The 13,151-nt window shown below is 68.3% G+C and carries 11 protein-coding genes and 2 pseudogenes; 9 read left to right on the top strand and 4 right to left on the bottom strand.

The features are described from left to right. Nucleotides 1-50: 50 nt before the first annotated feature. From HND92_RS16525 to HND92_RS16510, 4 genes and pseudogenes are all read right to left on the bottom strand, one after another. Nucleotides 51-851, bottom strand: coding sequence for an rRNA pseudouridine synthase (locus tag HND92_RS16525; RefSeq protein WP_172208543.1), 801 nt, complete (start codon nucleotides 849-851; stop codon nucleotides 51-53). Further along, nucleotides 844-2,551 (bottom strand): annotated as a pseudogene (locus HND92_RS16520) (MBL fold metallo-hydrolase). The gene HND92_RS16525 and the pseudogene HND92_RS16520 overlap by 8 nt, the downstream one beginning before the upstream one ends. Nucleotides 2,552-2,585: 34 nt before the next feature. Further along, nucleotides 2,586-2,786: a hypothetical protein gene (locus tag HND92_RS16515; RefSeq protein ID WP_011806784.1), complete on the bottom strand. Its 201-nt coding sequence runs from the start codon at nucleotides 2,784-2,786 to the stop codon at nucleotides 2,586-2,588. An 82-nt stretch (nucleotides 2,787-2,868) separates the two neighbouring features. Beyond that, nucleotides 2,869-3,066 carry a hypothetical protein gene (locus tag HND92_RS16510; RefSeq protein ID WP_015914278.1) on the bottom strand — a complete coding sequence of 66 codons (198 nt, stop codon included), beginning with the start codon at nucleotides 3,064-3,066 and terminating at the stop codon, nucleotides 2,869-2,871. Nucleotides 3,067-3,260: 194 nt separating this feature from the next. Here HND92_RS16510 and dapF point away from each other — a divergent pair, with 194 nt between their 5' ends. The 9 genes and pseudogenes from dapF (at nucleotide 3,261) to hslV (ending at nucleotide 13,088) form a co-directional block, all read left to right on the top strand. After that, nucleotides 3,261-4,139, top strand: coding sequence for a diaminopimelate epimerase (gene dapF / locus HND92_RS16505; protein ID WP_088888328.1), 879 nt, complete (start codon nucleotides 3,261-3,263; stop codon nucleotides 4,137-4,139). After that, nucleotides 4,136-4,828: a DUF484 family protein gene (locus HND92_RS16500; protein ID WP_011806781.1), complete on the top strand. Its 693-nt coding sequence runs from the start codon at nucleotides 4,136-4,138 to the stop codon at nucleotides 4,826-4,828. The genes dapF and HND92_RS16500 overlap by 4 nt, the downstream gene beginning before the upstream one ends. Nucleotides 4,829-4,927: 99 nt before the next feature. After that, nucleotides 4,928-5,899: a tyrosine-type recombinase/integrase gene (locus HND92_RS16495; protein WP_172208541.1), complete on the top strand. Its 972-nt coding sequence runs from the start codon at nucleotides 4,928-4,930 to the stop codon at nucleotides 5,897-5,899. Between the two features lie 81 nt (nucleotides 5,900-5,980). Next, nucleotides 5,981-7,068, top strand: a pseudogene (locus HND92_RS16490) (IS5-like element ISDisp1 family transposase). Between the two features lie 245 nt (nucleotides 7,069-7,313). Beyond that, nucleotides 7,314-8,501: a class I SAM-dependent rRNA methyltransferase gene (locus HND92_RS16485; RefSeq protein ID WP_172208531.1), complete on the top strand. Its 1,188-nt coding sequence runs from the start codon at nucleotides 7,314-7,316 to the stop codon at nucleotides 8,499-8,501. A 107-nt stretch (nucleotides 8,502-8,608) separates the two neighbouring features. Further along, nucleotides 8,609-9,718, top strand: a complete 1,110-nt coding sequence (locus HND92_RS16480; protein WP_103737188.1) for a GTP-binding protein — start codon at nucleotides 8,609-8,611, stop codon at nucleotides 9,716-9,718. Between the two features lie 116 nt (nucleotides 9,719-9,834). Beyond that, a complete protein-coding gene (gene dksA, locus HND92_RS16475; RefSeq protein WP_371814804.1) occupies nucleotides 9,835-10,587 on the top strand; it encodes an RNA polymerase-binding protein DksA in 753 nt (250 codons plus the stop codon). Nucleotides 10,588-10,640: 53 nt separating this feature from the next. After that, nucleotides 10,641-12,449, top strand: coding sequence for an STAS domain-containing protein (locus HND92_RS16470; RefSeq protein ID WP_172208520.1), 1,809 nt, complete (start codon nucleotides 10,641-10,643; stop codon nucleotides 12,447-12,449). A gap of 93 nt (nucleotides 12,450-12,542) precedes the next feature. Continuing rightward, nucleotides 12,543-13,088: an ATP-dependent protease subunit HslV gene (hslV, locus tag HND92_RS16465; protein WP_015914271.1), complete on the top strand. Its 546-nt coding sequence runs from the start codon at nucleotides 12,543-12,545 to the stop codon at nucleotides 13,086-13,088. The last annotated feature ends 63 nt before the right edge of the window (nucleotides 13,089-13,151 follow it).

Raw genomic sequence — 13,151 nt, 5'->3', positions numbered from 1 at the left:
CCCGCGTCGCCGTCATCGCTGTCCGTCCCCGCCGCCGGGGCCCGCGTCGTTCAGAACCGCTCCCACGGTTGCAGGTAGCGCCACTGCCCCTGGGGCACCTTGGCGAGCGGCACGCGGCCGATGCGGATGCGCTTGATGGCCCGCACGGACAGGCCCACGGCTTCGCACATGGCCGGGATCTGGCCGGGGCGGATGCCCTTGAGCGCGAAGCGCAGGCGTGTCTCGCTTTGCCAGCTGACCTTGATGGGCGGCAGCGGCCGGCCGTTGAAGCTCAGGCCGTGGCAGAGCTTTTGCAGGCCGCCGTCCGCGATCTGGCCTGCCACCTCCACGATGCACTCCTGTTCCAGCGTTTCGATGTCTTCCTGCAGCTTGCGGGCCACGCGCCGGTCCTGCGTGTAGACCACCAGGCCGCTGGCCTCGGTGGGCAGCGGCGTGAAGCATTCGAGCTGTTTGAAATGGCGCAGCAGCACGCGCGTGCCGGCGGCGTCTTCGGGCAGGTGCGACTGCGCGTTGAGCAGCGCGACGGCTTGCGGCGCACCCTGGCTGCGGCTGCCGTGCGCGCCCGGTGCGCCGTGCGTCGCGCCAGTGACCAGGCCCAGCCCCGCCTCGTAGCCCGGCGGCTTGTGCAGCAGCAGGGTGACGGGGGTGAGCTCCATCAGACTGGCGTCTGGCGCCAGCACCACGCTTTGCGCGGACGCCACGCGCGCGCCGGGCAGCTCGACCACCTGGCCGTCCACCGACACCCATCCGCCCTCGATGTACTGCTCTGCCGTGGTGCGCGAGCACTGGAACTGCTGCGCCACGCGCTTGGACAGGCGCACCGCGTCCGTTGGATGGCTGGACTCAGTCATTGCCGGGCTCCAGCATGCGGATGCGCTCCACATGCGCGAGCAGCGAGCGCTGCGCGATGGGCCACATGCGCGGCGGCACGTCGTCGTAGGCCAGGCGCACCCAGTCATCCATGCTGCCTTCGGGCTGGGCCTGCATGGCGGCCAGCACCTTGGCCTCGCGCGCCAGGCGGTGGGCCTTCAGGCGCGCGATGGCGGTGCGCGCCCCATCTTCCGGGCCTCCCAGCACGTAGCCGTGCGCGGGCAGGATGAAATCGGCGCCGTGCTCGGCGCACAGCGCGTCCAGCCGGTCCAGCGAATCCAGGTAGTCCGCCATGTTGCCGTCGGGCGGGTCGATGACCGTGGTGCTGCCGTTCAGGATGTGGTCGCCCGAGAACAGCAACCCGTCCTCGCGCAGCAGCAGGCACAGATGGTTGGCTGCATGGCCGGGCGTGTGGATGACCTGCAGGGTATGGGTGATTTCGCCGTCCGGCCCTTGTCCAGCAAGCGTGAGCAGCTCACTATCTTGTAGCGAGCGGTCGGGCGTGAATTGGCTGGCCGCACGCGCCGTGGGCGCCGAGGGCAGGCCCAGAATGGGGGGCGCCGCGCGCCCGGCGCGCACGCACATCGCCTGCAGCGGCGCGGCGCCGGGGGAATGGTCGGCGTGCGAATGGGTGCACACGATCATGCGGATGTCCCCCCCCCGCGGCGCGCCAGAGCTTGTCCAGGTGCTCGGTGTCGGCCGGACCGGGGTCGATGGCGATGTAGCCCGTGGCCGGGTCGCCCACCAGGTAGCTGTTGGTGCCGGGGCCGGTCATCACGCCGGGGTTGGGGGCAGTGAGGCGCTGCACGTTCTTCAGCAGGGGCACGGGCGTCTCGCTCTGCCAGTCCAGCGCATGCTCGCCGCGGCCCGTGGGCGTGACCAGCGCCAGCTCGCCAAAGGGCGCCTCGTCCTCCATGAAGCGCGCCTCCTTGCCGCCCAGCAGGCCCGAGCGCGGGCTGCTGACCCACAGGGGCTGCTCGTGCGCGACGGCGGCGAGCACGGCGTCCACGTCCGCAAACTGCGCCAGGCGCTGCAGCGTGCGGATGGTGGGGAAGATCATGAAGAACTGCCCCGCCTCGTGGCGCGCCAGCGCGTCGGCCGGGCTCACCCACACGGGCTCGAACTGCTCGGACTCGTCGGCCACGGGCTCCTGCCCCTCGGGCATGCGCGCGACGAGAAAGGGCACGGCGAAGCGCTTCGGTAAATTGCGGTCGGCCGTCCAGTGGGCCAGCCAGTACACGCGGTCGGCCGCCAGGCGCAGGCCGCGCTCGGCGCATTGCGCGGCGAACGTGGTGCCGGCCGGTGCTTGGCGTGCGATGGCGGCGATGTCGTCGGCCCCGGCCCAGCGGCCGTCGCCGTGGCGCGCCAGCAGCACGCCCAGCTCCTCGAAGCTTTCGCGGATGGCGGCCAGCGCGTCGGTCAGGCGCGCGGCGGTCTGCGCCGGGCGGTGGTCGGCCAGGGCGTGGGTGGCGGGGTCGGCGTCCTGCGTCTCGATGCCGCCGCCGGGGAACACGTAGGCGCCGGGCACGAAGCTGGCCTTGTCGGAGCGGCGCGTCATCAGCACCTGCAGCGTGCTGCCGCCGCCGGGTTGGGGCGCATCGCGCAGCAGCAGCACGGTGGCCGCGTGAAGGGGGGTGACCGGCTCGCGGTGGGGGTGTAGTTGTTGGCTCAGGCGTGGCATCGGCGCATTATCGGCAGGCGCACGCCGCCCGCCATCAGCCCTGCAGCGGGCGCAGCTGGGACAGGCGCTCCAGCACCGGGCCGATCAGCGGCTTGGCGCGCGGGATGCCCACGCTCCAGAGCATCTCCAGCAGCTCGATCAGCGCGGCGCCGTCGGCGCTGCGCTGCACGAGATGGGTGGCGGTGGCAACGTCTTCGGCATGCAGCCGGTCAAGTACGTCAACGGTCAGAGTCATGGTGGCCTCGCTATCTCTTTTCTGGGGCGATCAAAGGGACAACCTGCCCGTGCCGGCCGAACCGCACCCGCGGCGGACGTGTTCAATCCGTGGGACGCAGCTGCAGCAGCCGCTGGAGCACGGGCTCCAGCAACTGCGGCGCGCGCGGAATGCCGCAGTTCCACAGCATCTCCAGCAGTTCGATGAGCGCCACGGCGTCGGCGCTGTCTTGCACCAGTTCCGTCGCGGCATTCGGGTCGGCGGCATGCAGCCGGTCGAGTACATCCATCGTCAGGGTCATCGCACCTCCGTTGTCGTTATCGTGGCCCGCCGCTGCCGGCAGGGCGGCGCGGCGGGAACCCCGGATGCTCCCCATGCAGCCCAGGGGCGGGCTGATCGAAATCAATAGCCGAGCAAAAAACTCGGATGTCAGCCGTGCGGGGTTTCCCCGTGGTTGCACCCAGGCGACGCGCGCATGCGGCGGATAATCGCGCCATGCACATCCGCTTCACCAAGATGCAGGGCGCGGGCAACGACTTCGTGGTACTCGACGAGACGCAGGGGCGCCTGGGGCTCACGCCCGCGCAGTACCGCTTTCTGGCCGACCGCCACTTCGGCGTGGGCGCCGACCAGATCCTCACCGTGCGCCCCTCGCCCGGCGCGGGCATCGACTTCGAATACGTGATCCACAACGCCGACGGCGGCCAGGTGGAGCAGTGCGGCAACGGCGCGCGCTGTTTCGCGCGCTATGTGCGCGACAAGGGCCTCACCGCGCAGGACACGATCCGCGTGCAGACCATGGCCGGCGTCATCGCCCCGCATCTGACCGCCGACGGCCGTGTGACGGTGGACATGGGCCGCCCCGAGCTGGAGCCGGCGCGCGTGCCGTTCGACACCACGGGCCTCGCGCCCGTGTCGCAAGGTTCAGGCCAAAAATGGCCTCTGGCGCTTGATGGACAGGCGTCAGCAGCTACGCTATTGGTAGCAGTGGTGTCCATGGGCAACCCGCACGCCGTCCAGTTGGTCGACGATGTGGACACTGCCCCCGTGGCGCAGACCGGTCCCTTGATCGAAAGCCACCCGCGCTTTCCCCAGCGCGTGAACGCGGGCTACCTGCAGATCGTGAACCGTGGTGAAGTGCGCCTGCGCGTGTACGAGCGCGGCGCGGGCGAGACGCTGGCCTGCGGCACGGGCGCCTGCGCCGCCGTGGTGGCCGGCATCCGCCTGGGGCTGCTGGATGCGCGCGTGCAGGTGCACACGCGGGGCGGCCTGCTCACCATCGACTGGGCCGGCGGCTTGCAAGACCCCGTGTTCATGACCGGCCCCGCTACCACCGTCTTCGAAGGCGAGATCGACATTCCGGACGCTTTATGACCTCTTCCTCTCCCGTATCCCCCATCACCGAAGACGACATCGCGCACTTCCTGGCGAACACGCCGGGCTTCTTCGAGCGCCATGCCGAGTTGCTGGCCAGTGTCACCATCGCCAGCCCCCACGGCCAGCGCGCCGTGAGCCTGCACGAGCGCCAGGCCGAGATGCTGCGCGAGAAGATCAAGGGCCTGGAACACCGCGTGATGGAGATGGTGCGCCACGGCACCGAGAACGCCGCCATCACCCAGAAGATCCACCAGTGGACGCGCGAGGTGGCCGCGGTGCGCGATGCGGCCCGCCTGCCGCGCGCCGTGGAGAACGGCCTGCGCACGCTGTTCGACGTGCCACAGGTCGCGCTGCGGGTGTGGAACGTCGCGCCCGAGCACGCGGGCCTCGTCGCCACCCAGCCGGTGAGCGAGGACCTGCGCCTGTTCGCCTCGTCGCTGACCATGCCGTTCTGCGGGCCCAACCTGGGTTTCGAGGCCACGGCCTGGCTGCCCGAGGCGGGCGAGGTGCAGTCGCTGGCGCTGCTGCCGCTGCGCGAAGGCGCGATCGACAGCGCCGACCAGCCGGCCTTCGGCCTGATCGTGCTGGGCTCGCACGACCCGCACCGCTTCGAGGCCACCATGGGCACGGAATTCCTCTCGCGCATGGCCGAGCTGGCCAGCTCGGCGCTGTCGCGCATGCGATGAAAAAGTGAGCGGCTTGCGCTGGATGGATAAGGGTTTGCGTAGGTTTTTTGCCTGAAAACACCACGCATCAAGCGCAAGAAGCTCCTTATTCAGTAGCAAATGAACGACACGCCAGTTGCCCTGCACCTGCCGCCTGAGGCGTTGCAGTACCTGGAGCATGTGCGCGTGGAAAAGCGCCTGGCCGCGCGCACCCTCACGCTCTACACGCTGGACCTGCAGCGCCTGGCCGCCATGGCCGCGGGCGTGGATCTGCCGCTGCTGCGCCTGACCAGCGCGCACATCCGCCGCTTCGTGGCGCAGATGCATGCCGGCGGGCGCAGCGGGCGCGGTATCGCGCTCATCCTCTCGGGCTGGCGGGGGTTCTACACCTGGGCCGCGCGCCAGGGGCTGGTGCCGCACAACCCCGTGCAGGACGTGCGCGCGCCCAAGGCGCCCAAGCCCCTGCCCAAGGCCCTGCCCGTGGACGAAGCGGTGCGCCTGGCCGAGCACCAAGAGACGGGCGTCGACCCCTGGCTGGAGGCGCGCGACGCGGCCATCGTCGAGCTGCTCTATGGCTGCGGCCTGCGCGTGGGCGAACTGGTGGGCCTGGACGTGGCGCCCAGCCCCGCCGCGCACCAGCAGGGGCGCGGCTGGGTGGACCTGCAGGCGGGCGAGGCGCATGTCTTCGGCAAGGGCTCCAAGCGCCGCAGCGTGCCCGTGGGCCGCGCCGCGGCCGCGGCGCTGCAGGCCTGGCTGGCGCAGCGCGCGCTGCCGTTGGGTGCCACGGGCGCGGCGCGGCTGGAGTCGGCGCTGTTCATCGGCCGGCGCGGCGCGCGGCTCACGGCGCAGTCCGTCTGGTCGCGCCTGCGCCAGCGCAGCCAGGTGGCGGGCCTGACCACGCCCGTGCACCCGCACATGCTGCGCCACTCGTTCGCCAGCCACCTGCTGCAGTCCAGCGGCGACCTGCGCGCCGTGCAGGAGCTGCTGGGCCACGCCAACATCACCACCACCCAGGTCTACACGCGGCTGGATTTCCAGCACCTGGCGCGGGTGTACGACGCGGCGCACCCGCGCGCACGGCGCAAGCCCTAGCAGGCCGTTGAAAAATCCCCGCCGACGCCCGCGTTGGCCGCTACGATCTGAAGCCATCGGTGAACGACCCAGACGAGGACGATGAGAGGCAGTCAAGATTTCCAGGGGGCGATGTTCAGCTACATCAGCCTTGAAGAGCGCGTGCCGCAGGCACACCCGCTGCGCAAGTTGCGCGCGGTGGTTGATGCGCTGCTGGCAACCATGAACCGCGAGTTCGAAGCGGTGTACGCCCGCCGTGGCCGCCCATCGGTGCCACCGGAGATGCTGCTCAAGGCCTTGCTGCTGCAGATCCTGTTCTCCATCCGCAGCGAGCGCCAGTTGGTCGAAGCGATCAACTACAACCTGCTGTACCGCTGGTTCGTGGGCCTGAACATCGAAGACAAGGTCTGGGACCACTCCACTTTCAGCGCCAACCGCGAACGTCTGTTCAACGAAGACCTCGCCCGCGCCTTCTTCGAGCGCGTCAAGCTCAGTGCCCAGTGGGGCAAGCTCGCCAGCGACGAGCACTTCAGCGTGGACGGCACGCTCATTGACGCCTGGGCCTCGCACAAGAGCTTCAAGCGCAAAGACGACGACAGCGGCACGCCGCCTGGGCGCAACCCCGAGGTGGACTTCAAGGGCAGGAGCGCTGCAACGACACCCACGAGAGCACCACGGACGCCGATGCCCGGCTGTTCAAGAAGAGCCAGGGCGACAAATCCCGCCTGTGCCACATGGGGCACATCCTCATGGAGAACCGCAACGGGCTGATCGTGGATGTCGAGATCACCCACGCCAGCGGCACGGCCGAGCGCGAGGCGGCGCTGGCCATGTTGGAGCGTCGGGGCAACAGGAACAAACGGGCCACGGTCGGTGCCGACAAGGGCTACGACAGCAAGGCCTTCATCAAAGGCTGCAGAAAGCTCAAAGTCACGCCCCACGTGGCGGCCAAGGACAAACACTCGGCGGTGGATGCGCGAGTGACACGGCACGAGGGCTACAAGACCAGCCTGAAGGTGCGCAAGCGCATCGAAGAGGCCTTTGGCTGGATCAAGACCGTCGGTGGTCTGGCAAAGACCAAGCTGATCGGTCAGGCCAAGCTCACGGGCCAGGCGCTGCTGTGCTTTGCCACCTACAACCTTGTGCGAATGGGCAGCATCGGCGGCTGGTGGGACGCGCATCATGCGTGAGCCCAGGGATACGTGCGCCCGAAATGGGCGGGAGGGCCTGCAAACCGGCCAGATGGGCCGTTGCAATCGCTGCGCAGACGCGTCTGGGCCACTCGTTTCTTCGAAAACAGCGTCCCTGATGCGTTCGATGCCCACTTTTTCAACGGCCTGCTAGGTGGCGGGCGGCGGGCGGTAGCCTGGTCCCGCACGCTCTGCGTCCGGCCGGGTGCGACAAAAGCGCTCACCCGCGCGCGCACAATCCGGGGATGAAAACCATTCGACTGAAACCCGGCAAGGAGCGTTCGCTGCAGCGCCGCCATCCCTGGATTTTTGAAGGTGCCATCGCCAAGGGCGGCGGCGACAGCGGCGAGACGGTGCGGGTGGAGTCGGCGCAGGGCCAGTTTCTTGCCTGGGCGGCGTTCAGCCCCCAGTCGCGCATCCGTGCCCGGGTGTGGAGCTTTGACGAGAAGCAGCGCATCGACGCTTCTTTTTTTATAGCTGCTTGCGCCCGATCCATAAGCGCTAGAGACCGTTTCCCCATTGAAAGCAATGGCGTGCGGCTGGTCCATGGCGAATCCGATGGGCTTCCGGGGCTGATCGTCGACCGCTACGAGGACACGCTGGTGGCCCAGTTCACCAGCGCGGGCACGGAGCGCTGGAAGGCCGTCATCGCCGATGCGCTGCTTCAGGCGACAGGCCTGTCGCGCCTGTACGAGCGCTCCGACGCCAGCGTGCGCCAGTTGGAAGGCCTGGCGCCCGCCACCGGCTGGCTGCGCGGGCAGGGGCCGCAAGAGCTGACGATCCGCGAGCATGGCTGGCGGCTCACGCTCGATATTGCCGAAGGGCACAAGACGGGCTTCTACCTCGACCAGCGCGACAGCCGGCACCATTTCTTTGCCACGGTGCAGCGCCTGGGCCTGCAGCGCGTACTCAACTGCTATTGCTATACGGGCGGCTTCACGGTGGCGGCGCTGGCCGGCGGCGCGGGGCAGGTCACGTCCATCGATTCTTCCGGTCCCGCGCTGGAGCGTGCGCGGGCGCACGTGCAATTGAACGGGTTCGACGCGGCGCGGGCCGAATTTCTGGATGCCGACGTGAATGGATCCCTGCGCCGCTTCCTGGCCGAAGGGCGGCGCTTCGACGCGATCGTGCTCGACCCGCCGAAGTTCGCCCCCACCGCGGCGCATGCCGAGCGTGCGGCGCGCGCGTACAAGGACATCAACCGCCTCGCGCTGCAACTGCTGGAGCCGGGCGGCGTGCTGTATACCTTTTCCTGCTCGGGCGGCATCAGCGCCGAGCTGTTTCACAAGATCGTGGCCTCGGCGGGGGCGGATGCGGGCGTGGACGGCTACGTGCTGGGGCGCCTGGCCGGCGCGCCCGACCACCCGATGACGCTGGAGTTCCCCGAGGGCGAGTACCTCAAGGGTCTGGCCGTCATGCGCAAGCCGGCATGACGCTGCGGGCGCGAAGGTCTTGACAGGCTCTGTACACTGAAATTCGATTCCCATGCGGCGGTCGTCCAGGCCGCCGTTTTGCGTTTGCACTCCACGGAAAGCGACCCATGGCCCTGATTCCCGTCACCATCCTCACCGGCTTCCTCGGCTCCGGCAAGACCACGCTGCTCAAGCGCGTGCTGTCCGAAATGCACGGCCAGAAGATCGCCGTGATCGAAAACGAGTTCGGCGAGGAAAACATCGACACCGACATCCTCAAGACCGAGTCCAAAGAGCAGATTCTGCAGATGAGCAACGGCTGCATCTGCTGCACCATCCGCGAGGATCTGCGCGAAACCCTGCAGCTGTTGGCTGCCAAGCGCCGCAAGGGGCTGGTGGCGTTCGACCGCGTGGTGATCGAGACCACGGGGCTTGCCGACCCCGGCCCCGTGGCGCAGACTTTTTTCATGGACGATGAGATCGCCGAGACCTATCTCATCGATTCCATCATTACTTTGGTGGACGCCAAGCACGCCCAGCAGCAGCTGGACGACCGCCAGGAAGCACGCCGGCAGGTGGGCTTTGCCGACCAGATCTTCCTGTCCAAGACCGACCTGGTGAGCGAGGAGGAGAAGAACGACCTGATCCACCGCCTCAAGCACATGAACCCGCGCGCGCCCATCCGCGCGGTGCATTTTGGCGATGTGCCGCTGGCCGAGGTGCTGGACCTGCGTGGCTTCAATCTCAATGCCAAGCTGGACATCGACCCGGACTTCTTGAAGGAAGAAGACGCGCACGACCACAGCCATTGCGACCATGACCACGGGCACTGCGAACACGAGCACGACCATGGTCATGGCCATGCGCACGGCGGCCACGACCATGGCCATGAGCACAAGCACGACGAGCACTGCAAGCACCCGCATCACCACCACCATGACGACGACGTCAAGAGCTTTGTCTACCGCGCCGACCGTGCCTTCGATCCGGCCAAGCTGGAGGACTTCCTGGGCGCCATCGTCAATATCTACGGCCCGCGCATGCTGCGCTACAAGGGCGTGCTGAATATGAAAGGCACCGACCGCAAGGTGATCTTCCAGGGCGTGCACCAGCTCATGGGCAGCGACCTGGGTCCCCAGTGGGCCGAAGGCGAGGCGCGCCAGAGCAAGATGGTGTTCATCGGCATCGACCTGCCGCAGGACATCCTGCAACAGGGGCTGGAGCAGTGCCTGGTGTGAGACCCGTGGTGGCTGGCGGCAAAGTGCACTACGCCTGTGTGGTATCCACAACGTTTTGCGCTCGGCCAGCGCAGGTCTATACAATCGCGCCCCGGCAAAAACGCCCCCTGGGGCGCGTGCCATTCGCACCGTGCTGCACGAGGGGCCCTGGGCCCCGCACGCAGGCGGAAAAAGCCCGAACTGCGAGGAGACAGGAAGTGAAAGCCCAGTCCAGCAAAGCCCAGGCTGCGGCCCAGGCCAAGCGCGCGGGCGACGAACCCGCGCCGGTAACCGCGCGGCGCCTCCGGCCTTCTCCTTCCGGTTCCGGGCAATTGACCGTACCATCCAAGGCCACCGCGGCGGCGCCCGGCGCCCCCGAAGCCAGCTTTACCCAAACTATGCCTACGACCCTGCAAACCCCTGTGGCGGCCGCCAAGAAAGATCCCAAGCTGGCCAACAACTGGAAGACCAAGTCTGCCGAAGACCTGACGGATGCCGAAGTGCTGGCCATGCCCGAGAGCGAGTACATGAATGAGAAGCAGCTGGCGTTCTTCCGCCACAAGCTGACTCAGCTCAAGCAGGACATGCACCACAACGCGGGTGAAACCACCGAGCACCTGCGCGAGGACACCGTGGTGGTCCCTGATCCGGCCGACCGCGCGACGATCGAGGAAGAGCACGCGCTGGAACTGCGCACGCGCGACCGCGAGCGCAAGCTGCTCAAGAAGATCGAGCAGTCCATCGCGCGCATCGACGCCGGCGACTACGGTTATTGCGACGAGACGGGCGAGCCCATCGGCGTAGGCCGCCTGCTGGCGCGCCCCACGGCCACGCTGTCGCTGGAGGCGCAGCAGCGCCGCGAACTCAAGCAGAAAATGTTTGGCGACTGACCCAGCGGTCGATTGCCGCGAGACGTCCGCACTGCGCACGCCCATTTGCATCCATGAGCAAGGAGGACACCACCACATCCGGCGGCCTGCTGTCCAAGATGGTGCGGTTCGTGCGCAATCCCACCGTCAACTGGTCCGATCTCGATGCGGTCGAGGCGGACCGCGAGAGCCAGTACAGCAAGCAGATGCTCAAGGAGATGATCGAGCGCAAGCGGCGCAACGATTTCGTGCGCCGCCGCGAGTTCGATCAGCTGCGCAAGCTGCGCCAGCGCGAGGCCCTGCACGGCCAGCGCCCTGAAGACATCACTGCGCGCACGTCGTTCTTCCAGACCAGCATGACCTCGCCCGATGAGCGGGCCGTCACGCTCAAGAAGATCGACGAGATCGAGGCGCAGATGTCGCAGCAATGGTGGAAGGGCAAAGGGTCGGGCGAAACCCCGGCCCCAACCCCTGCGGCGCCCGCGCCTGACGGTGCGGCGCTGCCCGCAGCGTCCGCAGCCCCCGCGCCGCGACCCCCACCGGTGGCTGCCGCGGCTTTTGCCGCCGCACCCACCGCAGGACAACCGTCGCCTGCGGCCGCGGCCATGGCGGCGGCGCTGGCCTCCAGCGGGCTGGCCGGCGACCCCGCGCGCGCCTTTGCGCCGACGGCGCCGCTGAGCCTGCCGCCGACGCTCGACAAGGCGCCCGCCGTCGAGCCGATGTTCCACGACGCGAGCCCGGTGGTCGTACCCCCGCCGCTCGCGGAGGACGCGCCGCAGCCCGCGCCGTCCCAACCGGAGAAGTTCGTGCACGAACCCGACCTGGAAGAGGCCGCGATCCGCTTTGCCAATGGCGACTATGCCGGCGCGGAGTCGGGCCTGAAGGAAGTGCTGGTCCAACACGAGCACAGTGACCCCCAGCAGCAGCATGACATCTGGATGACCCTGTTTGACCTGTACCGGGCCACGGGCCAGCAGGAGCCTTTCGACGCGCTGGCCATTGACTATGCCGCTCGTTTCGGTCGCTCGGCGCCGCTGTGGTTCTCGTTGCCCGAACAGCTGGGTTTGAAGGCCATGACGCCTGACGTGGGTGCACCCGCCATCCCGCAGAGGGAACTGAGCTGGAGTGCGCAATCCACCCTCACGCAGCAATCGATTGCGGCGCTGCAGGCCTCGCTGGCGCGTTCCGCGCCGCCCTGGACCCTGAACTGGACGCGGCTGACCGCGATCGATCTGCCGGCGGTCACCGCGCTGGCCGAGCTGTTCGAGGCCTGCGCGGAGCGGGATGTGCAGATCCACTTCGTCGGCACCGCCGCGCTGCAGGGGGTCCTGCAGGCCCACACCCAGTCGGGGGACCGCGGCGCCGATCCACAGTGGTGGCGGCTGCGCATGGCGGCACTGCGGCTCATGGGGCTGCCCGATGAATTCGAACTCGTCGCGCTGGACTACTGCGTCACCTACGAGGTCTCGCCGCCATCGTGGGTGCCTCCGCGCTGCGGCTACAGCGGCGACGACGGTGCGCAGCCACCGGCCACGCCAGACGCGGCCGACAGCGCGCTGTACGCGTCGGGGTTCGCGCTGTCGCAGCCGGGCGGCGTGGACGAGGGGCCTGCCGCCACGCTCGAAGGCCACATCGAGGGGGATGCGGCCTCCGTCCTGGAGCCGCTGGAGCCTCTCGTGCGCCCCGGTGTGCCGCTGAACGTGGCCTGCGACCGGCTGATCCGCATCGATTTCGCTGCCGTGGGCTCGGTGCTGAACTGGGCGGCCACCCAGCAGGCGCAAGGGCATGTGGTGCAGTTCACCAACCTGCACCGGTTGGTCGCCGTGTTCTTCAACGTGATCGGCGTGAACGAGCACGCCTGGGTGGTGCCCCGCAAGAACTGAGGCCGCACCGGCTATTTGCCACTCCGGGGCCGTTGCCGAGAAGGTGCTCTGCCGTGCTTGCAAGGCGGCGCGGCGCCCCCATATGCACGAGCTATGGAACAGTACCACGGCACCACCATCCTCAGCGTCCGGCGCCAGACGGCAGACGGCATCCAGGTCGCCCTTGGCGGCGACGGCCAGGTCACCCTGGGCAACATCGTTGTCAAGGGCACGGCGCGCAAGGTGCGCAAGCTCTACCAGGGGCGGGTCCTGGCGGGCTTTGCCGGCGCCACGGCCGATGCGTTCACGCTGTTCGAGCGTTTCGAGGCCAAGCTGGAAAAGCACCAGGGCCAACTGACGCGCGCGGCCATCGAACTCACCAAGGATTGGCGTACCGACCGCGTGCTGCGCCGCCTGGAGGCCATGCTGGCCGTGGCGGACCATTCCGCGTCCCTCATCATCACCGGTAACGGCGACGTGCTGGAGCCCGAGCAGGGCATCGTCGCCATCGGCTCGGGCGGCGCCTACGCCCATTCGGCCGCCAAGGCGCTCTTGAGCAACACCGACCTGCCCGCGGCCGAGATCGTCAAGAAGTCGCTGGAGATCGCTGGTGAGCTGTGCATCTACACCAACATGCACCACACCATCGAGACGTTGTAGGCGTCGTGTGGTTGGCTATCTTTTTTGTAGCTGTTTGCGCTTGTCTATCAAGCGCCAGCGGCT

The organism is Diaphorobacter sp. JS3050, from assembly GCF_013154915.1.
GTDB classification, from domain to species: domain Bacteria; phylum Pseudomonadota; class Gammaproteobacteria; order Burkholderiales; family Burkholderiaceae_C; genus Diaphorobacter; species Diaphorobacter nitroreducens.
The sequence above is the reverse complement of the archived record's forward strand: the minus strand, read 5'-3'. Positions and strand labels throughout refer to the sequence as shown.

Coding starts and splice junctions, on each gene's coding strand:
- HND92_RS16470 (WP_172208520.1), top strand. CDS start 10,641: ATGAGCAAGGAGGACACCACCACATCCGGCGGCCTGCTGTCCAAGATG.
- dapF (WP_088888328.1), top strand. CDS start 3,261: ATGCACATCCGCTTCACCAAGATGCAGGGCGCGGGCAACGACTTCGTG.
- HND92_RS16480 (WP_103737188.1), top strand. CDS start 8,609: ATGGCCCTGATTCCCGTCACCATCCTCACCGGCTTCCTCGGCTCCGGC.
- hslV (WP_015914271.1), top strand. CDS start 12,543: ATGGAACAGTACCACGGCACCACCATCCTCAGCGTCCGGCGCCAGACG.
- HND92_RS16495 (WP_172208541.1), top strand. CDS start 4,928: ATGAACGACACGCCAGTTGCCCTGCACCTGCCGCCTGAGGCGTTGCAG.
- HND92_RS16510 (WP_015914278.1), bottom strand. CDS start 3,066: ATGACCCTGACGATGGATGTACTCGACCGGCTGCATGCCGCCGACCCG.
- HND92_RS16500 (WP_011806781.1), top strand. CDS start 4,136: ATGACCTCTTCCTCTCCCGTATCCCCCATCACCGAAGACGACATCGCG.
- HND92_RS16525 (WP_172208543.1), bottom strand. CDS start 851: ATGACTGAGTCCAGCCATCCAACGGACGCGGTGCGCCTGTCCAAGCGC.
- HND92_RS16485 (WP_172208531.1), top strand. CDS start 7,314: ATGAAAACCATTCGACTGAAACCCGGCAAGGAGCGTTCGCTGCAGCGC.
- HND92_RS16515 (WP_011806784.1), bottom strand. CDS start 2,786: ATGACTCTGACCGTTGACGTACTTGACCGGCTGCATGCCGAAGACGTT.